The organism is Pseudovibrio sp. Ad5 (assembly GCF_001623095.1).
Classification (GTDB): Bacteria; Pseudomonadota; Alphaproteobacteria; order Rhizobiales; family Stappiaceae; genus Pseudovibrio.
This window is the reverse complement of the sequence record NZ_LMCH01000063.1, coordinates 315,959-339,671: the sequence shown is the minus strand read 5'-3', so window position 1 is coordinate 339,671 and position 23,713 is coordinate 315,959. Positions and strand designations below refer to the sequence as shown.

23 protein-coding genes are annotated in these 23,713 nt (G+C 52.1%); 8 read left to right on the top strand and 15 right to left on the bottom strand.

Annotated elements, in window-relative coordinates:
• Positions 1-198 precede the first annotated feature (198 nt).
• A complete protein-coding gene (locus PsAD5_RS21215; RefSeq protein ID WP_063293556.1) occupies positions 199-939 on the top strand; it encodes a class I SAM-dependent methyltransferase in 741 nt (246 codons plus the stop codon).
• 2 nt (positions 940-941) lie between these two features.
• Here PsAD5_RS21215 and PsAD5_RS21210 read toward each other — a convergent pair whose 3' ends face one another.
• The 4 genes from PsAD5_RS21210 to PsAD5_RS21195 all read right to left on the bottom strand — a co-directional run bounded on the left by PsAD5_RS21210 (position 942) and on the right by PsAD5_RS21195 (position 3,557).
• Positions 942-1,556, bottom strand: coding sequence for a LysE family translocator (locus tag PsAD5_RS21210; protein WP_063293555.1), 615 nt, complete (start codon positions 1,554-1,556; stop codon positions 942-944).
• Positions 1,557-1,640: 84 nt separating this feature from the next.
• Complete coding sequence (gene sigJ, locus PsAD5_RS21205) at positions 1,641-2,516, bottom strand: RNA polymerase sigma factor SigJ (protein WP_208988727.1); 876 nt, start codon at positions 2,514-2,516, stop codon at positions 1,641-1,643.
• Positions 2,516-2,947 (bottom strand): carboxymuconolactone decarboxylase family protein, encoded by a 432-nt coding sequence (locus tag PsAD5_RS21200; RefSeq protein ID WP_063293554.1) that lies wholly within the window; start codon positions 2,945-2,947, stop codon positions 2,516-2,518. The genes sigJ and PsAD5_RS21200 overlap by 1 nt, the downstream gene beginning before the upstream one ends.
• A gap of 106 nt (positions 2,948-3,053) precedes the next feature.
• Positions 3,054-3,557: a GNAT family N-acetyltransferase gene (locus PsAD5_RS21195; protein WP_084406020.1), complete on the bottom strand. Its 504-nt coding sequence runs from the start codon at positions 3,555-3,557 to the stop codon at positions 3,054-3,056.
• A 269-nt stretch (positions 3,558-3,826) separates the two neighbouring features.
• Between PsAD5_RS21195 and yghU the strand changes: the two genes are divergently transcribed.
• The gene (yghU, locus tag PsAD5_RS21190; protein WP_063293552.1) at positions 3,827-4,693 is read left to right on the top strand and encodes a glutathione-dependent disulfide-bond oxidoreductase; all 867 of its coding nucleotides are present in this window, start codon (positions 3,827-3,829) and stop codon (positions 4,691-4,693) included.
• A gap of 103 nt (positions 4,694-4,796) precedes the next feature.
• Here the strand turns inward: yghU and PsAD5_RS21185 are convergent, their stop codons facing one another.
• On the bottom strand, positions 4,797-5,261 hold the full coding sequence (locus tag PsAD5_RS21185; protein WP_153041410.1) for a hypothetical protein: 465 nt from the start codon (positions 5,259-5,261) through the stop codon (positions 4,797-4,799).
• Positions 5,262-5,476: 215 nt separating this feature from the next.
• Between PsAD5_RS21185 and PsAD5_RS21180 the strand changes: the two genes are divergently transcribed.
• Together PsAD5_RS21180 and PsAD5_RS21175 are read left to right on the top strand one after the other, a co-directional pair.
• Positions 5,477-7,012, top strand: a complete 1,536-nt coding sequence (locus PsAD5_RS21180; protein WP_063293550.1) for a YjjI family glycine radical enzyme — start codon at positions 5,477-5,479, stop codon at positions 7,010-7,012.
• A complete protein-coding gene (locus PsAD5_RS21175) occupies positions 6,984-7,850 on the top strand; it encodes a YjjW family glycine radical enzyme activase (RefSeq protein WP_063293549.1) in 867 nt (288 codons plus the stop codon). The genes PsAD5_RS21180 and PsAD5_RS21175 overlap by 29 nt, the downstream gene beginning before the upstream one ends.
• On the opposite strand, the gene PsAD5_RS21170 is transcribed toward PsAD5_RS21175, so the two are convergent.
• A complete protein-coding gene (locus PsAD5_RS21170; protein ID WP_108819721.1) occupies positions 7,847-8,755 on the bottom strand; it encodes a helix-turn-helix domain-containing protein in 909 nt (302 codons plus the stop codon). The genes PsAD5_RS21175 and PsAD5_RS21170 overlap by 4 nt on opposite strands.
• Before the next feature lie 125 nt (positions 8,756-8,880).
• Between PsAD5_RS21170 and PsAD5_RS21165 the strand changes: the two genes are divergently transcribed.
• Positions 8,881-9,708, top strand: a complete 828-nt coding sequence (locus PsAD5_RS21165; RefSeq protein WP_057460872.1) for a cysteine hydrolase — start codon at positions 8,881-8,883, stop codon at positions 9,706-9,708.
• 110 nt (positions 9,709-9,818) lie between these two features.
• Positions 9,819-10,301 carry a hypothetical protein gene (locus tag PsAD5_RS21160; RefSeq protein ID WP_063293548.1) on the top strand — a complete coding sequence of 161 codons (483 nt, stop codon included), beginning with the start codon at positions 9,819-9,821 and terminating at the stop codon, positions 10,299-10,301.
• 36 nt (positions 10,302-10,337) lie between these two features.
• Here the strand turns inward: PsAD5_RS21160 and PsAD5_RS21155 are convergent, their stop codons facing one another.
• The 9 genes from PsAD5_RS21155 to PsAD5_RS21115 all read right to left on the bottom strand — a co-directional run bounded on the left by PsAD5_RS21155 (position 10,338) and on the right by PsAD5_RS21115 (position 18,781).
• Positions 10,338-11,093, bottom strand: coding sequence for an SDR family oxidoreductase (locus tag PsAD5_RS21155; protein ID WP_063293547.1), 756 nt, complete (start codon positions 11,091-11,093; stop codon positions 10,338-10,340).
• A gap of 101 nt (positions 11,094-11,194) precedes the next feature.
• A complete protein-coding gene (locus PsAD5_RS21150; protein WP_063293546.1) occupies positions 11,195-11,674 on the bottom strand; it encodes a type III secretion system chaperone in 480 nt (159 codons plus the stop codon).
• A gap of 164 nt (positions 11,675-11,838) precedes the next feature.
• The gene (locus tag PsAD5_RS21145) at positions 11,839-12,477 is read right to left on the bottom strand and encodes a hypothetical protein (protein ID WP_063293545.1); all 639 of its coding nucleotides are present in this window, start codon (positions 12,475-12,477) and stop codon (positions 11,839-11,841) included.
• Between the two features lie 96 nt (positions 12,478-12,573).
• On the bottom strand, positions 12,574-13,425 hold the full coding sequence (locus PsAD5_RS21140) for an ABC transporter permease (protein ID WP_208988726.1): 852 nt from the start codon (positions 13,423-13,425) through the stop codon (positions 12,574-12,576).
• Positions 13,425-14,345 (bottom strand): ABC transporter permease, encoded by a 921-nt coding sequence (locus PsAD5_RS21135; RefSeq protein ID WP_063293544.1) that lies wholly within the window; start codon positions 14,343-14,345, stop codon positions 13,425-13,427. The genes PsAD5_RS21140 and PsAD5_RS21135 overlap by 1 nt, the downstream gene beginning before the upstream one ends.
• 53 nt (positions 14,346-14,398) lie before the next feature.
• Positions 14,399-15,766 carry an ABC transporter substrate-binding protein gene (locus PsAD5_RS21130; RefSeq protein WP_063293543.1) on the bottom strand — a complete coding sequence of 456 codons (1,368 nt, stop codon included), beginning with the start codon at positions 15,764-15,766 and terminating at the stop codon, positions 14,399-14,401.
• Positions 15,767-15,796: 30 nt separating this feature from the next.
• Positions 15,797-16,843, bottom strand: a complete 1,047-nt coding sequence (locus PsAD5_RS21125) for an ABC transporter ATP-binding protein (RefSeq protein ID WP_063293542.1) — start codon at positions 16,841-16,843, stop codon at positions 15,797-15,799.
• 376 nt (positions 16,844-17,219) lie between these two features.
• Positions 17,220-18,119, bottom strand: a complete 900-nt coding sequence (locus PsAD5_RS21120) for a sulfotransferase domain-containing protein (protein ID WP_063293541.1) — start codon at positions 18,117-18,119, stop codon at positions 17,220-17,222.
• A gap of 179 nt (positions 18,120-18,298) precedes the next feature.
• A complete protein-coding gene (locus PsAD5_RS21115) occupies positions 18,299-18,781 on the bottom strand; it encodes a lysozyme inhibitor LprI family protein (RefSeq protein ID WP_063293540.1) in 483 nt (160 codons plus the stop codon).
• A 742-nt stretch (positions 18,782-19,523) separates the two neighbouring features.
• Between PsAD5_RS21115 and PsAD5_RS21110 the strand changes: the two genes are divergently transcribed.
• Entirely contained in the window at positions 19,524-21,224 is a 1,701-nt protein-coding gene (locus PsAD5_RS21110; RefSeq protein WP_063287462.1) for a Na/Pi cotransporter family protein, read from the top strand.
• A 99-nt stretch (positions 21,225-21,323) separates the two neighbouring features.
• Positions 21,324-23,630, top strand: coding sequence for a nitric-oxide reductase large subunit (locus tag PsAD5_RS21105; protein ID WP_063293539.1), 2,307 nt, complete (start codon positions 21,324-21,326; stop codon positions 23,628-23,630).
• Positions 23,631-23,713: the final 83 nt, after the last annotated feature.

The window sequence follows — 23,713 nt, the reverse complement described above, 5'->3', positions numbered from 1 at the left end:
CTGCCTTTCACTATTGCAACAGACGTTCACCCGCATCTCAATGTGAGACACTGGTATTGATTCATCGAGATAAGACTAGTGCGAACCCGAGGCTCTGAACAGCCACGTCTTCCTCGGTTTTAGCAAGCAAAGCGCAGAATTGTCCAAAAGGCTTTGACGTTCTATGCTGCAAGAATTGACCAAGGATGCAATTTTCAAATGACTCATCGCACAATTTTCACTGATCCCGATCTGGCACAATTTTATGAGCTGACACCACGAGATCGCGCGGATCACACATATTGCAAAGTGCTTGCACGCGAGGCACGCTCTGTCCTCGACCTGGGGTGCGGTACGGGAGAGCTTACCGTTCAATTGGCTGAGGGTCGCTGTGTGGTTGGTCTCGACCCGGCTGAAGCGATGCTGGAGATTGCACGCAAGCGCCCCAATGGAGAACAAGTCCGCTGGGTACAGGCAGATGCCCGTTCATTTGATCTGGGAGAGACATTTGACCTGGTCTGCCTGACAGGACATTCCTTTCAGTTTTTCCTGACGGAAGAGGACCAGCTTGCAGCTCTGAAAATGATCGCAGCCCATCTAAGCCCCAAAGGTCAGTTTATCTTTGATACCCGCAACCCAAATTTTCCGGGCAAGAAGACGCGCCGCAAAGAAGAAACACTGAGCCGGACGCAACACCCTGCCCTCGGTGCAATTGAGAGCTGGAACATTTCAGAATATGACGAGACCACTCAAACGCTCAGTTTCATCAATGCTTACAGGCAGCTTGAGACTGGTGAGATTTTCAGCGCACCTTCTGAGATTAAATATACGGCACAAGACAAAGTCGACCAGCTCCTTGAAGAAGCTGGCTTATGTGCTCAAACATGGCTCGGTGAATGGACAGGTGAACCTTACCACGCTACCTCACGCGAGATCATTCCCATAGGCAGAAAAGCTTGAAGCTATCGCTCAATACGCGCCAGAGCGAGACCAATGCCAGAACCAATGAAGAGCGTGCCAGTGAGTTTATGTCGCAAATGACCTATGCTCTTGAAGAACGGTGTTGCAGAACGAGCAAGAGCCGCCCAACACAGATCTCCACCTAGAATAACGAGAAGGTAGATCAACGCTGGCTGGGCAAGAGCGTAACTCGTACTTTGATCCCCAACGAACTGAGGGAGGAAAGCCGCACTGAACACGAGCGTTTTCGGGTTGATCATAGCAAGCAACATGCCCTGCCAGAACAGCTTGCGCAAAGGGATGTTACTGGCTTCAGTGTTTTCCAACATAGCCGCCCGCTCTCGCCAGGATTTGATGCCGAGATAGATCAGATAGGCCGCACCAACCCATTTCACCCACAGGAAGGCATCTGCAACGAGTGCCAAAAGGGCAGAAAATCCAAGCACCACAATGCTGAGCTGGATGGCAACGCCAAGCGTTGTTCCCAGTACCGTAGCTGCTCCAAAGCGGAAGCCATGGCTGATGGTATTGGCTGCGATGAGCGCAACGTTGGGGCCTGGGATGGCCACCAGAGCGGTCGTCGCAATCACAAGCGCTAATATCATCTCAACGGACATGAGTTCCCCTCCCAAACATCAGCGGATAGTTTGGGAGGTTCTTTGTCACATTGCAAGCTATGCCTTTGATTGGACTGCAATTGCTTAATGGAAGGCAGCGAGCTTGTCCGGGTTTCGCTGCGCATAAATCGCGTCGACTTTCATGTTATCATCATAACCAAAGGTGAAAGTCGTCGTGATCCCGCTTCCGTCAACTGTGACGAGAGACAGGCAGGAGTTGAGTTCTTCAACCCAAGCTTTGCCACTGTTCGCGGCTGGGGAGATCGCCTTTTCGATAAAGCCAAGCACCTGCTCCAGACCAACAAGTGGTTTTGGAACGGCACTGACCTTGCCGCCGCCATCGGAAATAAGCGCGACGTCAGCTGCCAGAAGCTTGGAGAGTTCAGCTGTTTCTCCGGTTTCCAACGCACTTTGGAATACACTCACCATCGCCCGCTGTTTTTCTGGCGGAGCGACAAAGCGTTGAGATTTCTGCTGAATATTGGCCTTGGCCCTTGAGACCAGCTTGCGGCAACTGGCCGGAGTAACCTCCAATATATCTGCAACGTCTTCATAACTGGAGGAAAACACCTCGTGCAGCAAAAACGCAGCCCGCTCTTTTGGAGCAAGGCTCTCCATCACCAAAAGGAATGCCATTGTGAGGCTTTCGGAAAGCTCCACTCTGTCTTCCGGTGTGTCCTGTGTGGTGGTGTGAAGCGGCTCAGGCAACCACATACCAACGTAATTTTCGCGTTTTTTGCGTGCTGATTTGAGCTGATCGAGGGCTTTACGGGTACAAACCGTCGTCAGCCAGGCATCAGGGTTGGCAATGTCGTCTTGCGCAGCAGCTGACCAGCTGAGATAGGTTTCCTGCACCACATCTTCAGCTTCTGCTGTTGTGCCCAGCAAACGATAAGCCAGCCCCATCAACATGGGTCTGGCCTGTTCAAATACACGAAGTGATTTGTCTGAGTTCATCATCAATGGTTCGATATCGCAATCCGGTTCCAAAGGTTGATCATACCAATCATCGCCGTCAGGGTGGAAATTTCCTGATCACTGTAGTGCTTTTTCAACTCCTGGCGAAGACGTGACAACTGATCTTCCTTGTTGAGTTCTGTCAGTGCTTCGGTCCATTCAAATGCCAGCTTCTCTTTTTCAGAAAAGTCATCGCAATGGCGCCAGATGATGAGGTGGTCAAGACGCTCGTTGGTTTCACCAGCTTTGCGAGCATCACGGGTATGCATCTTCACACAAAACCCGCAGCCGTTGATCTGCGATGCCCGCAGCAAAATGAGGTGGTGCAGCTTTTCGTCAAACCCAGTCGCAGCGATGGTTGCTTCCACGCCCTGAAGGGCTGCCATGATCTGCGCACCGCTCTCGTAGTGATTGATGGTGGTGTGAACGTTCATCGTTATCTCCAGTGATTGTTTTGTTGCATTCACTGGGTCGACGACACAGCTCTCTCAGATGTGACGTGCTTTTCAGTTTTTTTCAGTTCGAACCGTTTCAAGCCATTTATTTCACCGGATGACGATAGACTAAATCATCAGGGTCGAGAGAAGACGCATTCGTGTCGTGGTAGGCACCCATCCGCTCCGCTAGTTTTATGGATCTTGCATTATCAGGTTCGATATAGCTGACCAACGTTTCTAACCCGCGAACGTTAAAGGCCCAACCACGCAAAGCAAGAGCAGCTTCCATTGCGTACCCTTTTCCTTCGGCGTGTTCATAAACATACCAACCCAGCTCGTACTCAGGAAACAATGGTCCACGATTGATACCAACCTGGCCGATGCATTCGCCCGTTTCTAGCAGATCAACCGATAATGCTCCATGACCAGAAAGAGTCCAAAGCGCCACATCATTGCAGAACATGCCCCAGGCACTTTCCGTTGTATGCGGCCCGCCCATATGTGCAGCGCGTTCGGACTTCATCAACTGCTCATAAGCAGGCCAATCTTCAATTGTCATCGGCCTTAAGCGTAATCTTTCCGTTTCAAGTGTCGGTATCACAGTCATTTGATCAGTCCAGCAATGAAAAAAGGAATCTCTGAGCGTAATGTCAGCGGCGAACATTATTCCGGCAGGTGCTTTGTAAAAAGCAATTTTTAGTCTGGCGCACAGGGAACTTTCAATATCGACTAAGCACTCAGGAGTGACATCCAAGATCTTGTTTTTGATTGCACACTTGATTTTGTTAAGGATTCACCCATCTGTTGAAATGAAAAAGGCAGCCCGAAAAACTGCTCGTTCCCATTTGCACATAATCAATACGGAGCCACAATTTTATGAGTGATAAACAAGAATATACCCCACCAAAGGTTTGGGTGTGGGAACAGGAAAACGGCGGCCAGTTCGCAAACATCAACCGTCCTATTGCTGGTTCAACCCATGACAAAGACCTGCAGGTAGGCAAGCATCCGCTGCAGCTTTACTCGCTGGCAACGCCAAATGGTGTGAAAGTCACCATCATGCTGGAAGAGCTTCTGGCAGCAGGTTTCAGCGAAGCTGAGTATGATGCATGGCTGATCAAGATTGGTGAAGGCGACCAGTTCTCCAGCGGCTTTGTTGGCGCAAACCCGAACTCCAAGATTCCGGCACTGGTTGATCACAGCACCGAGACACCAACCCGTGTATTCGAATCTGGTTCTATCCTGCTGTATCTGGCAGAAAAGTTCGGCGCCTTCCTTCCGAAAGATCCGGCAGCACGCACAGAAGCCATGAACTGGCTGTTCTGGCAAATGGGGTCTGCCCCATATCTGGGTGGTGGTTTCGGTCACTTCTACGCTTATGCGCCAGAGAAGTTTGAATACCCGATCAACCGTTTCGCCATGGAAGCAAAACGCCAGCTCGACGTTTTGGACCGCAATCTGGCCGAGCGCCGCTTTATGGCTGGTGATGAGTACTCCATCGCAGACATCGCGATCTTCCCATGGTACGGCGCGCTGGTGCTTGGTTCGCTCTACAGCGCAGCCGAATTCCTCTCCGTTGACGATTACAAAAACGTCAAGCGTTGGGCAGAAGAAATCGCAGAGCGCCCTGCCGTGAAACGTGGCAAACGCGTAAACCGCACATGGGGTGATGAGGACCAGCAAGTCCCAGAACGCCACGACGCCAGCGACCTGGACCCAAAACCAGCCTCTGAAACCGCGTAGAGCGTTTATCATAACACAAAAAAACACAAACCCGGCTTCATTGAAGCCGGGTTTGTCAATTGTCTAAACAACAAGAATTTCTTTAGGCGCCAAGTTGGGCTAGTCATCTGACTTTAAAAACTTTTTGCTTAAATCGCTTTACCAATCTTTCGGCAAACCGGTTAAAGACTTTCTCTTTCTCAAAAAAAGTTCCAAACTCGGTCGTATATGCAGCCAAGTTCCCTCTCCCGGGATCTGCAGGGAGATTGAAGTAGAAAACAATTGGCTTATCCTCAGGACCATATTTGATGTAGCCAGCCAATCGACTTTGGCTCATTTCAAAGAGACCAGCGACGGGAGGGTTATACTCAATTTCAGTAACTTTAATGGCCAAATCATAGGCAGCAGTATCAACTGGCACCCACTCAGAGCTATCTTCAGCAACTTTTTCAAACTTCTCTTTCAATATCCGGGGTGCTATCTCACCATATTCGGAAGCAGGAACAGAGACACTCACTTTATCAATACGATAAGCTATGTGTTCCTCCCCCGACTTATTTCTTGAGGCACAAGCGCTTAGAACAAGCACGGAACAGATCACCAACATAAGCCTGAGCATTTTGCCTAACCATATATACTAATTTTTGATTTGTGCTGAATACACAATCATTGATTGAATAAAAAGGGTAATATCGGTTCTCTTGTGCACCATCCCTCTTTTCCAATCGGATATTGCGGTAGTTCAATTCCTCGCCTGTCTCCCGGGTTTAAGATTTGTTCCAAAGAGCAAAAAGGAACGAACCCATGTCGGAGCTTCTCAAACGGTTTAAGGGCATTACGGAAGACCCTGGCCTCTCCTTTGCGCAAAAGGCGCGGTATCTCTCGCTGGAGGCGGAAAACTCTCTGCCTTATCCTGAGCTTGATGAGGAAACCGCCAAGGCGCTGGAAGAGCGTGTCATCTGCGACATGTATGAGGGGCATGCACCCTTCAAGCCGCGCTATGTGATGCCCGACTATTCTGTGGTTCTGGAAAAGGGGAGTACCTTCCTTGAGTTGGAACCAGCAACCACCTTGGATGAAGCTATCAACTCCCTCATGATTGCTTATCATCACGTGCCGTCTGTCACCAACATGCCGGTGTTCATTGGTCGCCTCGACAATCTCTTGCTGCCGTATTGCGATGAGGTCAGTGATGAAGAGCTTTACAAGAAGCTGAAGCTGTTCTGGCGCTATCTGGACCGTGTGCTGCCGGATGCATTCATGCATGCCAATGTGGGGCCAACCGACAACCGCGTTGCCCGCACGATCATGCGTATTGATGCAGAGCTGAAGCAAATCGCGCCGAACCTGACCTTCATTTGGGATCCTGAAGTCAGCTCAGACCAAATCTTCTCTCAGGCTTGCGAAAGCATCATTGAATGTTCCAAACCACACATCGCGAACAACCCACTGCATCAGCCTCTGTTTGATGACTACGGCTATGGTGTCGCCAGTTGTTACAACGTGCTGCCTCTATGCGGTGGCGCGTCTACTCTGACCCGCATCAACCTGCGAGAAGTAGCGCGGCGATCCAAAGATACTGCAGACTTCTTCGAGAACGTTCTGCCGAAATACATTGACCTCAACTTCCGCCTGACTGAAGCGCGGATTGACCATCTCTTCAACAAATCTGGTTTCTTTGAAAGCTTCCTTGTGAAGGAGGGTTGGATCAGCCGCGATCGCTTCACCGCCATGTACGGCATCTTTGCAATGGCGCAGTGCGTTGACGAGTTGCAGGCCAAGGAAGGTCGCTCCGGCAAATATGGGCATGATGAGATTGCTAACCAGCTTGGCCATCGCATCTCCAAAGTGCTTTTCGAGGCTGTTGAAGCACGCACAATGGAGAACTGTTGGCAAGGCAAGGCTATGCTGCATTCGCAAGCAGGTCTCAGCGATGACGATGGCTGTACACCGGGTGTTCGCATCCCTTATGGCAGTGAACCCGATCCTGTCACGCACGTTCAGGCATTGGCAGAGCACCATGCGTTCTATCCATCCGGTGTCTCTGAAATTCTAACACTGGACGAGACCATCGAGAACAATCCAGCCGCACTGGAGCAGCTCGTGAAAGGTGCTTTCCAACTGGGCTTCCGGGAGTTTTCCGCCAACGTCTCCAACAATGATCTGGTGCGCATCACCGGTTACATGGTGCGCTTGTCAGACATTGCGAAGTTCAAAGAATGCGGTGGGTCTCGCATCAACACAACTGTGCTGGGTGCAGAAGCTGCTGAGACTGGGAAAATACTTGAGCGCGCACCGCGGGTGATGAGCCATGAACTTGCCCCTCGCTACAGTCAGTAAGGTTTTAAAGTTCTCTTGCGTGGACGGGCCGGGCAACCGGCTTGTCCTGTTTTTGCAAGGCTGCAACTTCGCTTGCCCGACCTGCCACAACCCGCACACCATGAAGCTGTGCAATGATTGCGGCGACTGCGTGCCAGAGTGCCCGACCGGCGCTCTGACCATCGTGCAAGGCAAAGTGGTGCACGACGCGAGCATTTGCGACCAATGCGATAAGTGTCTGGACGTCTGCCTCATCAACGCCAACCCCAAGGTCACGCAATACAGTGTTGATGATGTTCTGGCGCTTTTGTACCAGAACAAACCATTCCTGAACGGCATTACAATTTCAGGCGGGGAAGCTACAACGCAGCTGAAGTTCATCATCGCTTTGTTCACAGCGATCAAAACGGATGAGAAGCTGAAGGACCTCACCTGTTTCATCGATAGCAACGGCTACCTGCCCGAAGCTGCGTGGAGGACCGTTCTGCCCGTAACCGATGGCGTGATGCTTGATATCAAAGCCTTCAACAACACCCTACATCGCCTGCTCACCACCCGCAGTAATGAACGCGTTCTGGCCACCGCTAAGCTGCTCTTTGACTCCGGAAAGCTGCACGAACTGCGCTATCTGCTCATCCCGGGCCGCACAGACAGCGATGAGGAAATCGAAGACCTCGCTAACTTCGTTCGTGCACTGGATACAGATACGCCCTTACGCCTCAACGCCTTCCAACACCACGGCGTCAAAGGTGAAGCCCTCAACTGGCCCACCATGAAAGAACCAGACGTGGAACGCATCGCAGAGGAGCTGCGATCAGCAGGGCTGACAAACGTGGTGGTGCCAGCGGTTTATATTTAGCCCTTCCGCTCCATACGAAACTTCTGAGGTGAAACGCCTATGGCGGCTTCGAAGGCGCGGGAGAAGGCGCTGCGGCTGCGGAAGCCGATGAGGTGGGAGACGCGCTCAATTGGGTGGTCTGTTTCCAGCAGCATAGTGGCTGCACGGCGCATGCGCACGTCTCGCAGAAGTTCCATCGGGCCACTGCCGTACGCTTCCTGAAAGCGTTTGGCGAAGCCGCTGCGGCTCATGCCAGCGAGGGAGGCGAGGCTCTCGACAGAGTGCGGTTCGCCCGGAGTGTCGAGGATGTGCCGAAGCACCGGCCACATACGTGGATCGCGTAGCGCAGCCATCCATTCCAACCCGCCGCGCTGATCGTTGAAGCGGCGGCGCATCAGTTCGATCATGCATTGCATCAGGAGTGCACGCACCATGGCGAGGCTTCCGGGCGCGGGATTGGCAAGCTCCAACAGCAATCGTCGGATGGGCGCTTCACAGGCATCTTCGCCAGCCTGATTTTCGACAATTGGTTCCTGCACCAGATCAATCAGATTCTCCATCTGCCGCAAGCTGAGCGAGATACGAGAGCAGATCGCGATGAGCTGGCCTTTGTCCTGTGTGTCACTGTTATGGATCAGGTGTGCCATTTTCAGCTTGTCAGGATTGCAGCTGGGGATTGGATCGTGAACCTGCCCGAAGCTACGTAGAACGTGCTTTTTGAGGGCAGGTACAAGGATCAACGATCCTTTGCTGACCGGAATGGCAGGGCGTCCCGGCAGCACAAGCTCACCTTCTCCGGCAAGCACATAGTGCAGCGTTGCCAAAGGGTCTTTGTCCAAATCAAGATCGCAGGCGCCATTCAGCTCACACAAAGCAAACGGATGCGCCTGTATCTCCATTTCATCGAGAATAAAATGAATATCCATGCTGATCTCTATACGCCGCCAATCGATGGAATGATACATATCAGGACGAAAAGGTACCAATTTTGGACCACAAGGCACATCGCCTATTCCATCTTCTCTTCACCGAACAAGAGAAGGAACAGACGATGTGTAATGATCATGATCACAAGAAAACACTCAGCCGCCGCGATGCTCTGCGCGGTGGTCTGACAGCTGCAGCAGCTGTTGGCGGTGCGGCAATTGCAGGTTCAGCGCACGCCAAAGCGCAGGACAAAGTGAAAGATCCATATGCCCCACCAGCAAAGTCCGTTCTGCCTCCAAGCAACATGAAGCTGGACCTGAGCCGCGCTGCGCTTGTGGTGACCGACCCTCAGAATGACTTCCTGTCTCCTGATGGTGTGACCTGGGGCGTTGTCGGCGAGAGCGTAACCCGCAACAACACAGTCAGCAACATCGAGCGTCTGTTCAAAGCTGCAAAAGCAGCGGACATCACCGTAGCCGTTTCTCCTCACTACTACTACCCAACCGACCACGGCTGGAAGTTTGAAGGTGCGCTGGAAAAGCTGATGCACAACATCGGTATGTTTGACCGCAAAGGCGCACTCAACGTGGATGGCTTTGAAGGATCAGGTGCGGACTGGCTGGACGTTTACAAGCCATACATCAACGACGGCAAAACCATCGTCACGTCTCCACACAAGGTCTACGGCAACGACACCAATGACCTGTCCCTGCAGCTGCGCAAGCAGGGTGTCGATCAGGTTATTCTGGCAGGTATGTCTGCTAACCTTTGCACCGAGAGCCATATGCGCGAGTTGATCGAGCAAGGCTTTGAGGTTGCAGTAGTGAGTGATGGCACAGCTGCTGCTATTATTCCGGATGGTGATGGTTATCTGGCTGCTCTGACCAACTTCCGCTTCATCGCAAACGCGGTCTGGACAACAGACGAAGCTGTTAAGCTGCTTCAGGCTTAACCACCTAGCGCACCGCCTTATTCTTTAAGGTGGTGCGTTCTTTATCTCTCCGTTTCGCTAACACCTCAATTTGAACTGCATGTGCAACCAGTTTCGGTTAGAGAAGAGCTATGGCTCAAAACACGAAAATTGGCCGCCGTGTTGGTGGTTGGCTCTATCTACATCGCTCTGGCGTTGAATTACTCCCTGCGGAGGACGCTGAACGGCTGGCTCAGGTCGTGGCACAGCATCCAGACACCCCATGGAACCTGTGCAAGATCAGCAAGGACAAAGTCTCGCTGCTGCATTACGAGGACTTTGAGACCTCCGGCTTCCCGGCTTTGCTCCACTCCATCACGTTTGATCTTGCAACCCAGACAAGCAAGGCCATCGACTATTCCAAGCGTGAGAACCCGCCAATCCTCCATCGCAAAGAACTGCTCCTGCCGGATGACGCCCCCAACATCCCAATGTATGCCGCTTTAACAAAGGCCGCCGAAGATGCAGGTCTGTTTGCAAAGCCCGCAGGCATTGGAACGCGGAAGGCGTGGAACAAACGCATTGCTGATGCCGGGTTGAAGTTGGAAGGTCATCAGCTGCTGACAAGCAGGTAAGAAGGGAGGCCGCACCTCCCTCTGTTTCACATGGATTTAAACCAGCCGGATTGAAACACCACCGTCAGCGGTCATCGCACTTCCTGTCACAAAACTGGACCGGTCCGAAAGCAGAAACAGCGCGGCTTGGGCAATCTCTTTCGGGCTTGCCATGCGTTTGAGTGGATGCAAGCCAGAAATGAAGGCATGTCCCTCCGGGTCATCCCCTGCCATTGCTGTTTTGGTACCGCCGGGGAGCAGCGCGTTGATGCGGATGCCATCTGGTCCATGGTCTGCGGCCAGCGACTTCACCAATCCAACCAGACCCGCCTTGCTGGCTGCATAAGCCCCCATACCCGGCATGCCGCTGTTGCAGTGCCCCACAAAGGAGGATGTGAACACAATCGCGCCCTTTGTGCGTTTCTTCAAAGCCGGAATCTGTGTTTTGGCCGCATAAAATGCGCTGGTGAGGTTGGTTCGCAGCACATTTCCCCAGTTCGCGCTGTCCATCTCTGGGACTGGCTCCATGTTCCCCACAGTGCCAGCATTGTTGAAGGCCCCATGCAGCACACCGTAGGTGTTGAGCGCATGTTCTACCAATGCGGAAGCATAGGCCTCATCAGTCACATCCCCTGCAAGGTAGGTGGCTGAACCGCCTTGTTTCGTGATCTTGTCTGCCAGCGCAGCGAGCTCTGCTTCACGTCTGGCCCCAAGCACCACGTTAGCGCCTTCATCAACGAACAGCTCGGCTGCTGCCGCGCCAATTCCGCTGCTTGCACCCGTGATGATGATCGTTTGTCCGTGTAACTCCATGTTTTCCTCCAGTGGTTGACTAGAAGCACTATTGGCGTCTGCGCGGACAAAACCCACCCGATTTGCGAGGTTCCAGATCTTTGAGATCTCGCCTTCATCACTTAAGGCATCAGATACTGCATTTGAGAGTTTAAGCTATCGACTGGCATATCCTGTACAGGCACAGGCTCATCAGAGGGGAACTTTGCCAGCTCCACCAGTTCATGCACCCAGAAACTGGTGTACTTCACGAACAGTTTGACGGTTTCTGCAAACTCTTCGACTGACAGATTGTCGACCTGAATGGCCTGGGTCAAAAGCACCTCAGAGCTGCGCTGGTTGATTGAAAGCGCAGCGTGTCCCGTGCCCATACCGTTATAGTTGGCTTCCAGAAGGTGCAGGTAGAGGGACTTGGGGACGTTGTTCAGGCTTGCCAAACGGCTGTTGAGCCGGACCACGTTTGCGTTGAAATCCAAGACCTGAAAAAACACCTCGATCTCACCATCAACCGTCAATGAGCAAATATTCTCCGTGTCCAGTTTCAGGTCCGGCAACCCTATCGTCTCGCCGAATTGCCTGAGTGTGTTTTCAACCATTTCCATTTGTCGCCCCTTAATTTGTAAGTGATCTGCTTTTCCTACCCGCAGACCGCGAAACCCGGTATTTCCAGAGCCTTCACGAAAAGAAGCCACAAACACCAAGTGCTTTAAAATGTGAGAGGATGCCCTGGCAATCTGTGTTGCCTTTCCTCTCACGTTTGATCAGATTACAGAGTGAGTTCTGTCTTGACGCCCCTCAGCGCAGATGGAATTTCACTCATGATGTCATCAATAAAGTGGATTTCTGAACTCAGGTCCTCAACGGACATGAGGCCGCCTTTCACAAGTCCTTCAAAGACATGAAGCGCACGCTCGGCATGGGCAGAATGGCCACGTACCAGCCGATCACCATCACCTTTGAAATCATGCAGGCGAATTGCATCACGCTCTTGCGTCGAAAATTGAGAGGCCGCATTTTGCAGCTGTTTTGAAACAAACCCACGTGGGTTATTGGGTTCCAATTTTTCTGCAGCGTGGTGCAACTTCGTAAAGCTTTGATAAGCCTCAGCTAACCTGCCGTCTTTTAAATTGGAGAAAACGGCGGAAACAGCTGAACTTGCAGCTTCTTGCCGGCGGTCTGCCGTTGCATCTGCGTCGGTTTGGCTCCACACAATCTGCTTGGTTGCCATGCCTTCAAAAAATTCTGAAATCTTGCTCGTTGTGCTGTTCGAGCCTTCGCTAATACGCGTTTCGTTGGATTTAGAAACAGTGTGACCACCCAGCTCTGCCGCCTGTAGAGCTGCCGGTGCATTCACTTCCAGCGGAGCATGGTACGAGGTCGCTCCACCAACTGAAATACCCGTCATAATCTAATGCCTAAAGTTCTTCCCATGGCTTCAACGTACCCAAAGGCTCACACTTCATGTGTGTTGAACGAGACAGATCTCTAATTATTTTAGGGATTACTCAGCTAACGGATAGCTGCGAATAAAGCGATCTGTGAAAATCAGCAGGATGATGCCGGGCACAGACGCGATGAGGGCAATGCCAGCTCCTGTTGCATCCAGAGCACCGCCGGATATTTTTGCGAACAGCAGCGTCGGCAGAGTGATGATTTGCCCCTGCCCGATGAAAAACGTAAGCAAAAACAGGTTGGTTGAGACCAAAAAGGTGAACAGGCAACCTGCAATCACTCCGGGAAGGATCATAGGCAAGGTCACGCGGAAGAAAATCTGTCGGCGATTGGCACCAAGAACACGTGCGTGGTCTTCTGCGTCCGTTCCATGCCCCTGATAAACCGCCGTCAGCATACGCACCATGTAGGGAATTGTTGGGATCAGATGTACCACAATGACGCCTGCATAGGTGCCAGCAAAGCCGAGCGCGATAAAGATCATCAGCAAAGCAATACCAATGGCAGCTTCAGGTATGAGAAGCGGCAAAGCGATCAGAAACTCAAGTTGGTTTTTACCGCGAAAGTTCCGCTGTGCCAGCACGCGAGCAGCGGGCAGACAAATAAGCAAGCACAACAGAGTCACTGCAATGCCGATACCAAGCGTGTTGACGGTCGCTTCTGCAACGCGAGAACTTGGCGAGAACACATAGTCCCATGCCAATGGAAACGGAGAGCGCTCCCGTTGCTCATGCCACCAGACAGTTGGCAAAATGTTCGGCCATGCCCAACGGAAAGCCAAAGACTGGATGATTAGTGGTGCAAACGGTGCGATGGTAAAGGTTGCCATGGCCAACACCAGCAGGCGCTGCCATGGACTGATGGATTTGATGTCCCGGAGGTTTGAGCTTGAACCGATCATCAGACGCGCCCCCTTGCCCGCTCATATCTGCGGTAACCCAACAGGTAAACTGCGAGGAAGATGCCGGAAACCAATGCCAGTGAAACGACCACGGCCATGCCCTGCAACTGGAACGCATAATTGGCATCCTGAAAATACCGCCAAGCCAACACAGGCAGAGTATCCGGATAACCACCACCCAGAATAAGCGGTGCTTCAAATGCACCGATGTTGAACGCAAAGCAAATCAGGGAAGCAGAGACAATGCCCGGCATGATTTGTGGCAGCGTGACACGCCAGAAGATTTGTCTGGAATTGGCACCCAGCACCATGGCTGCTTCCACCGTATCTTCGCCTTTTCGAGCCAGAACGGCGGAAAGGGTGAGCGTCATAAACGGCACCTGCTTCCAAACATAAACAGCGATAATCCCGCAGCCTCCATGGGTTTTGAGGATCTGTACAAACTGAGCCGGATCATCAATCAACCCAAGACCTGCAGAGATGCGCGAGAGCAGCCCGCCATTGCCCAGCATCACCAGCGCCAGTGCAATGCCAACGGTGTACGGCACCATAAGTGGCAAACGGATGAGTGCCCCAAAAACCCGCGAGGCTCTGAACTTCTTAGACAGGGCTATGCTGAGAGGGATCGAAATGACGAGGCCAATCAGTGTTGCTGCAAAGCCGTAATAGAGCGTCAGGCCCAATGACGCCCAAAAATCAACGGAGAGCCAGAGGCGTTCAAAATATCGGGTTGTTGGAAACTCATTGATACCAAACCACGGCGCATAGCCAAAGCTTTGCAGAATGCCCAGCACAACTGCTCCGCCAAACAACCCCAGCAAAATCACAAGCAAAGGCATCACCTCAACAACATCACGCAGGTTCTGCATGAGCGCGGGAGATGCGGCCGTTTTGGAGTTTGCTGGAAGTGCCTTGGGCATCAGTTTTCGTTTCATAAAAAGCGGATGGCAGAAAGCCGCCACCCGCAAAGATGTTAGTTGTTCAGTTCGCCGGAGACCTGCGCAACGATATCTGCCAGAGGCTTATCGTCTTTGCGCTCAATAACCGCCAACCAGGTGGCTTCGATCACATCAACAAGACTGGCGTTGGTGTCTGGCGCGATGTTGTCATCCAGCTGTTGTTGAGTCACGCCGTAATGTGGAGGCGCGGAGGCTGCAACTTCTGCCGTTTCTTCTTCACTCAGGCGCCACATATCCAGACCAACAGGCATGCCTGCAGTTTTCAGCTTGGAGGCCTGCGCTTCTGCCGAAGAGAAGTAGTTGATGGCCACAAGAGCTGCTGCCGGATGTGGGCTGTTAAGTGGAACGGCGAGGTAGTTCTTGTTCTTGATCATGTTGCCAGCCGGGAAGATCATCTCTTCCGCTTGTTCCGGATAGGCACCCGTGATCAGACCGTTGTGATTGCCAAACACACCAAACTTGCAATTGAAGTGCACTTCAGAATTGAGGAAGAGATTATCGAGTTCACCAGAATTTTCAGCATAACGTGGCTTGCCGGAAGCTCCGCCTAATAGCAATGGTTCGATGCTCTTGAGGTACTCAATACCTGGCTCCATCAGGCGTGCCAGCTCTTCGCCGCCCATCTCTTCAAAACTCTGCTGGTAAGGCGCAGCCCCGGTGCCGTCCGGATTGTGCGCATAAAGGACAGACTGCACAAAGGTGTTGCCCAGATAATGCGGAGGCTTCACATAAGTGAACTTGCCCGGATTGGCTTCCAGATAGGTCTTCAGCTGAGCAAAGGTCGCCGGTGTGTTTTCTGCAGAGACGTGGGCGCGGTTGACGGAGCACACATACTGTTCACCAGACCAGGGCATTTCCTGAAAACCGGTTTCAACACCAAAATCACGCAGGTTGAGAAGTGAGCGCGGATCGCTCTCATCCCACTCAAAATTCACAGAGTTAGGCAGGCGGTTGGCAAAAGCACCCCACAGCGCATTCTGTTGCTTGAGAGAGTAGAAGTTTTCGCCGTTGACCCAGACCAGATCCACACTGCCCTGTTCTTCACCGCGACCTGCTGCCAGTTCGGCAATCACCACATCTACCGTGTCTTTAGTTGCTGTGATGCGCACAGGGTTCAGCTTCACCCCTTCGGCGGCCAATGCTGGTGTTGCCACCTGATCAACCCACAGGTTGATGATGTCAGACCCGCCCCAGTAATAAAAGTTGACGGTGCCTTCATCACGCGCTTTTGCGGTGACATCTTCCCACCCCAGATTGCCCTTCAAAAACTCACTGCGGAACATGCCCGGAGCGTCTTCTGCCTGCACAGCGCTACTCCAGCTGACAACAGCGAGCGTGCTTGCAAGTAGCATCTGTTTAATGCGTGATTTTGTGTTCTTCATAAATTGCCCCAACCGGTTCTTCAGCCGCTTTTACTGCAGCAGCCAAATTTGCTCTGGCGGTAAGGTCACAGTGACCGCATCGCCTGTTTTTCTTTTGATTGTAGATGCTTCCTCAACGGTCAGAGATCCCTCTCCCACCTGAAGCGTGTAGCGCATCATCGCTCCAAGAAACTCTGCTCGTGTGATTGTGCCGGAGAACGCATTTTTCTGCGGTGCTTCGAGGCACTCTTCAATCTGTATGCTTTCAAACCGCAGCATAGCCTTTGTTGGCTGTTTAGTACCAAGGCTTGATCCAGCTCCCAGCATGAGCTGTCCATAAGGGCTCTCGATATGCCCATCAGATGTTGGTGTGCATGCAAAGATATTGGAATGCCCCATAAAATGGGCAGTCTGTTCATTGGCTGGACGCTGGTAAATCTCATCGGGTGCTGCAAGATGCGCTATTTTACCGTCAAACATCACCGCAATCCGGTCCGCCAGATCCATCGCCTCAATCTGGTCATGGGTCACCAGCAGCGTCGTCATGCCGTACTCATCATGCAGATCGCGGATAAACTGGCGCATCTCAGTACGCAGCAGCGTATCAAGGCTCGCCATTGGCTCATCCAGCAACAGCACTTCAGGCCTGGTCACCAACGTACGTGCAATCGCAACGCGCTGCATTTGTCCACCGGACAACTGAGCAGGAAAGCGCTTAGCAAACGCCGAGAGACGGACGATCTCCAGCATCTCGCCCACCTGCCGCATCTGCTCATCTGCTGAAAGGCCGCGCACAGACAGACCAAAGGCTACGTTCTGTTCAACCGTCATATGTGGGAACAGGCCGAAGCGCTGAGAAACAAGGCCAACTTTTCGCTTCTGGACAGGCAGAGTGGTCACATCCCGCCCATTGAACCAGATGGAACCGGAGGTCGGCTGCTCCAAACCACAGACCATACGCAGGCTCGTGGTTTTACCGCAACCAGACGGGCCCAGCAGCACCAGAAACTCGCCGCACGCCACATCAAGATCAATGGCATCAACCGCAGGCGTTCCTGAGAACACTTTTGAGAGGTTTTTCAGCTGAACCTGCGTCACACGGCGCCTCTTCACTCATCTTGATCGGGACGTTTGCGTCCATCTGTTATTATTGTTGCTTTCAAGCTGCAGCGAAACCTGCGCAATAGCACAAGCCTACCCCATAAATCGGAGGAGGTCAGGTTTCTCCTGCCAGTTGAGTGATTTGCACCCTAAGCCAGTGCGTTACTAACGGTACAGTAAAACCGGCGTGAGTTTAACGTTATGAGGGCTACCATACAGGATATCAGCGACTTGCCCTCACCCAAAGCCGCTCAGTTCGCACAGATATGCCGTCAGCAAGCACACTGATCTCCACCGATGCTCCTATTCAACCCCTTATAGAGACAAGGGAATTTGAAAGACTGACGGTTTGCAAGCGACACAGAGAACTTGCTCAGGCATCAGCCTTTGCGAAGGCAAACCAGAACTGTTCTGCCACCGGTTTCGTCTGTGAATAGATTTTTCGGAAAGGCGCAGGAAAGTTTGCTTTGGCAAAAGCAATGTCTCCTTCCAGAAAATGCTTGCGATATATCCCCTCAACATCTTTGGAAAGGACCGCTGCTCGTTTGCCCTGCTTGCAATAATCAAGCGCGCTTTTGAGCAGTACATTGCGCAGCCCAGTGTCCTCAATAACGGAAAGCTGCGGAATAACAGATAGTCCAAGTTCATTCAGACCTGAGTTGGCCCGGTGACTGAGATCATCCGGCTCCAGCAGTTTCTTCTCGTAAAACTTGTTTATGAGATCAACATACTCAACCGGATGCTTCTCCATCGCCTCCTGAGGCAGATACGTGACAGAAATCCGCTCTAGTTGCTGTGCAACGCTTTGCCATGCAAACGAGGGGGTGACTGCCTTATTTGCAAATTCATGAAAGGTTTTGGGAGTGCCATGCCACGACAGGCAATGGAGAAAGAACGAGACCAGGAAATCGGTACGGTTTCGCACGGTGACCAGCGTTTTAACTTGCACACCTCGTCGCTGCAGTTCTTTCACGAGCTGAGAATAACGTTTGACGTTGGGATAGAACTGTTTATGGACGAACGCCTTTCCCATGAGCCTTTCGTGAGAAATTCGATAGGTGTCTGTCTCTGGCTTAATAATTGCTTCCTGAAAAAGGTCTGCCAGTTCCTCTGCTTTGGGCTTGATCATACGGTTTTCATAGAGTCGCATAAATGAGCTTGTTTTAAAGCTTGTACAATCATCAAACAAATCAGGGTGTTTAGAGTAGAGCTGCTTTTGCAGGGCAGTTGTACCGGTTTTATGCGCACCGATATGGATCAGAACCTTCTTCATCAGCACAGACCTTAAGGCGTATCCATGAAACGCGGGGTCGGATTTCAAAATGGATTACGCGACAGATTTTGAAACGAGCATCCGTTCAGCCTAACCACATTGGCCTGTACTGCTATTCCCGAATATTGGCCCCTTTAAAGAGAGAGGCCATGTTCATCAGTGAGCCCTCTCAATCCTGATTAGTGCGGACCTGCTTCGACGAGAAATTGCTGGAGCTGCAGGCTACGCACCGCAGTCTGGTCTCCCATGCAAACAGACATGGCGAGCGATGCGTTGCTGCCACCCTCATAAATCAGCGCATTCGCGGAACACGTGTCATCACGAAACTTGATCCAGTTGCGTTGCGCATTCTTCAGGCTGGCTTTCACATTGGTGCTGGCCACCTTCATAATCTCAGCATACGCAGTGTTGAGGCGCTGGTCCCAAACCATGTATTCCTGCACTGCGCAGAAAATCATGTGGCTGTTTTGGTACTGACTGCCGATACACTGCTCCATCACCTCTCCAAAGCAAGCCATAGCCGGATAGCCACCGCCCTTCTCTTCTACACACTTTGCGATAGTCGCGGCCTGTTCCTCCGTTGGCTCATCAGCAGCCTGAGCGAGAGAACAGAGTGAAAGAACCAACGAGAGCGAGAACAGAAACGTGCGCATAAAACTCATAGAAACCTCAAAGTAATTTTCTCTATAAAAAGTGATAGGTGATCTACTATGAGAAATTACTAAACCAACTCTCTGAGAATAGCCTAGCCATTCTCCGCAATACCTCGCAGATTTCCCATCATAGTTACATGACAAACGCGTTTGGTTTGAAACATCACACAAGATCGAAGCGGGTCATTCAACTTGATGCACCTTTGCAGTCGGGCCTCAAATCTGGGCGAAACCAAGCCAATTACAGGAAGTGCTGATCGAAAGGCGCCATATTACGTTTTTGTGAGGGGCTGGGGAAAACGCACGTTGTGCGCATTTTGCGAGCACTGCTTCCCATTGGTTTGCCAACTAATAAATATTCAATTATTTCAGAGCCTTGCGAGAGTTCATAAAATTCAACCTCATAAGTTTGCTGTGATCACGCAACATCTCAAAAAACGCAATTATTGCGCAAATTTCTCGTCATAATTGAGCTAAGCATATTGAGTTATTGGCATAAGTGTCTTAAGTTATTTATTAAATCATTGAGGTGGCTAATTTGGTTGCCGGATCGATTTCAAGAATCCGCTAAAGCTCCCAAGGCACGCGAGCGATCCCTTGCTTCCCTTCTCGTCCAAACGGGGAAGCGAGAGATCTCGCATATTCTGATAGTCCGACAACTCCTGCTTAAAGACCTTTGCCGTGCATCACGACAACTGCGTTTAAGTGAGCCTCCTATTAATAACCGCGAGAGCTGAATCCGGAGGCTGTGATGGGCAGTTTTGAAATACTTCTACACCTTGCTGCCGGCATTTCCCTATTATTTTGGGCCACCAGAATGATCCGGACAGGCGTTGAGCGGGCAGTTGGTCAAAAATTCCAAGGTTGGATGCAGCAAGCTTCTAAAAACCGCTACACCAGCTTCACAACCGGCTTTTTAGTCTCCATCATCTTGCAGAGTGCAACGGCTACAGCCATTCTTGCGCGCGGGTTCATCAGCAAAGGCTCCATTACGCTGGCAGCTGGTCTTGCCATCATGCTTGGCGCAGACCTTGGTTCCACCATGGTCGTTCAGGTGCTCTCATTGGACCTCAGCTGGTTGCTACCGGTTTGTCTTGTTGTTGGTGGCGCCCTGTTCTCGCGCGGCAGCACACGCACCATGCGCCAGACGGGCCGCATCATCATTGGCGTGGGGCAGATGCTGATCGCATTGTCTTTCATCGGCATGGCCTCCGAGCCTCTGCGTGAAAGTGGGGCTCTGCCAGTCATCCTGAACCTGCTGATCGGTGACCCATTCGTTGCGATCATCACAGCAGCTGCTTTGACCTGGCTGCTGCATTCATCCGTTGCAGTGGTGCTCATGATCATGACACTGGCAAGCACCGGCGTGCTGCCGATGGAAGGTGCTCTGCTCTTCATTTTAGGCGCAAACATCGGTTCCAGTATTATCCCTCTGGTCCTTACCATGAGCGATAGTGCAGATGTACGCCGTGTACCGCTTGGCAATATGATCTTCCGCGTGGCCGGTGTGTTGATCACATTGCTGCTGATGCGCTTTGATGTGTTCACCATCGACATGCTGGGCGATGATCCGGCACGTGCAATCGCTAACTTCCACAGTGGGTTCAACCTTGCTGTTGTTCTGCTGGGCATTCCAACCATTGGCATTGTCGCTCGCCTGACCAAACTCATTATCTCTGATAGCGCAGGCCAGTCTGACGAAGATGCTGTTATGGAGCGTCTCAGCCTGCTTGACCGCAAGTTGCTGGAAACCCCCGACCTCGCCTTTAACGCTGCTACCCGTGAAATGCTGCATATGAGCGAAAAGGTGGAAGCCATGCTGCGTGGTGTGATGGTGGTGTTCCGCGGCGATGATGCAAACACAGCCAGACGGTTGATGAAGATGGATGACGAGATCGACGATCTGCACCGCTCCATCAAAGAGTATCTGACTGATGTGACCACCAAATCCATGAGCGACGAGGACTATCAGAAGTATACGGAATTGATGAACTACTGCGTTTGTCTGGAACAGATGGGCGATGTCGTTCAGCGTAACCTGCTTGTTCTGGCAGAGAAGAAATCCGGTCTCAACAAGGAGTTCTCGCAGGAAGGCTGGAAGGAAATCAAAGACCTCCACGCCGCAGTGCTGCAAAACCTGCAACTCTCTCTGCGTGTGCTCATCACTCGCGATGCTGAGCTTGCACGGGATCTGGTTGCTCGCAAGGTTCTTGTGCGTGAGTTGGAATACAAGAGCCGCGATGCACACCTGCGCCGCCTGAGCCAGAACCGTCAATCCAGCCGGACAACAAGCTCCATTCATCTGGAAACCATCAGTGATCTGAAGTACCTGAATGCGCTTTTGACCACTGTCGCCTACCCGATTGTTGAGGGGGAAGGCGAACTACTGCGTAGCAGGCTCACCAACGAGCCACAGAAAAACCCGGTTAGCGCCGTACCAGTGGGCACATAAGCGCCTCTCCTAACTTTGAGGGAGGCACGGCCGAAGTCAGATTGATACTCTGATTTGAAACGCAAGCCAGTGTTTCCCCCGAGGTCAGGAGCTACAAGCATGTTTGACAAGGACTATGATGTAACCTTTTCACTCAAACGGCTTTGGATATTCCTCGCCGTTGGCATGGTCCTCTCATTTGGTGTTCTGCTTTTTTTTGGCGCTGAAATTTACCGCTTGAAACCGCCGATCCCGGACATGGTGGTCTCGGACAATGGCGATATCATCTACACAAAGGATGACATCGAAGAAGGCCAGAATGTTTGGCAGTCTTTAGGTGGCATGCAGCAGGGCAGCGTCTGGGGGCATGGCAGCTATGTAGCGCCGGACTGGTCCACCGACTGGCTGCACCGTGAAGCACTGGCTCTTCTGGATGTTTACCACCGCGATCGAGTTGGTTCCGGTTACACCCCACCAAGCGATGAGCAACGGGCCTTCCTTCAGGTCCTCATAGAAGACGAAATGCGGCGCAACCGCTACAACCCTGCCAACGAAACCATCACAATTTCAGACGACAGGGCAATTGCCGTCAGACATGTGGAAGATCACTTCACAAGGCTGTTTTCGTCCTATGACAACATCGACGGGCAAAACCTTCGAGACGATTACGCCTTCCCTCCCAACATCCTGATCACACCCGACCAAGCCAAAAAACTCTCCGCCTTCTTCTTCTGGACCTCCTGGAGCTCCGTCACCAACCGGCCAGATGATACAATCTCCTACACCAGCAACTGGCCTCATGAACCACTGGTCGGCAATCAGCCCACCGGAGCCGCCTTCATCTGGACCATTGTCAGCATCCTTCTGCTGCTCGGCTGTGCAGGAGCCCTGTGCTTCTATTACGTGCGCCAGTATGATTTATGGCGCGAGCGCATTGTGCCCGAAGGCGGTGCAGCAACAAAGAACCCACTGGCGAATGCCAAACTGACACCATCCATGCGCGCGACAGCCAAATACTTCTGGGTGGTTGTAGCCTTGATGGTTGCTCAGGTGGCTCTGGGAATTCTCACCGCTCACTACGCCGTTGAAGGACAGGATCTCTATGGCATCCCGCTGGCGGAGTTCATCCCTTATTCCATCTCACGCACCTGGCATACTCAGCTGGCTGTGTTCTGGATCGCAACGGCCTGGCTGGGCACAGGCCTTTTCATGGCACCGTTACTTTCCGGCAAAGACCCAGCCTATCAGACACTTGGCGTCAACTTCCTTTGGCTCTGTCTCATCATTATCGTCGTAGGTTCATTTGCTGGCGAATGGCTCGGGGTCAATCAGTTCTTCTCCCGCACAATGAACTTCTGGTTCGGTCATCAAGGCTACGAATATGTTGATCTGGGGCGCTTCTGGCAGATCTTCCTCTTCATCGGCCTGCTGCTGTGGACTGGTCTGGTCCTGCGTGCTCTCTATCCCGCGTTGAAGGGCGGTCATAATCGCAGTCTCATTGCTCTCACACTGCTGTCCGCTGTTGCCATTGGTTTGCTTTACGGCGCAGGCCTGCTTTGGGGCCAGAACACTCATATCAGCGTCATGGAATATTGGCGCTGGTGGGTGGTTCATTTGTGGGTTGAGGGCGTCTTTGAGGTGTTCGCGACAGCCATCATCGCACTCATTTTTGTGAATCTGAAACTGCTACGCGCCTCAACCGCAGCTGTCGCCGTCATTTTCGCCACCATCATCTTTATGGCCGGCGGTGTGCTGGGCACATTCCACCACCTGTACTGGAGCGGTACTCCAATAGGCGTGCTCGCTCTTGGGGCAGTGTTCTCGGCGCTGGAGGTTGTTCCGCTATTGGTTATCGGCTTTGAGGCCTATCAGACCCACAAGCTGGAACAGAACACTCAATGGATCAACCACTACAAGTGGCCGCTTAACTTCTTCGCCTCGGTTCTGTTCTGGAATCTGGTTGGCGCTGGCTTGCTCGGCTTCTTCATCAATCCACCGCTGGCACTCTATTACATGCAAGGTCTCAATTCCACACCAGCCCACGGTCACGCCGCCATGTTTGGCGTGTATGGCCTGCTGGGTATTGGCCTCATGTTGTTCTGTCTGCGCTCCCTCATTCCAGACAATCGCTGGAGTGACAAGTGGCTGCAGCAAGCGTTCTGGGGGCTCAATATCGGCCTTGCTATGATGCTCGGGCTCTCGCTGATCCCGCAAGGGATTTACCAGGCCTACATCAGCTTTACTGAGAGTTACTGGCTCGCCCGTGCACCAGAAACGATCCATGGCGCGGTTATGACTGCATTGGTCTGGGCACGCGTGCCCGGAGACATTGTCTTTAGCTGGGGTATCTTTTCAATCGTCATGTTCATGTATCGCGCTTACTTTGGCCAACCAGTAAATGAAAAAGAACAGACGGCAAAGGCTTAAGGCCTCAAACGCACTCTCATGCTGAGCAAGTGCTTATAAAGCCATAAAAAACAGGCCTCGCCTCATTTGCCGGTGAGGCCTGA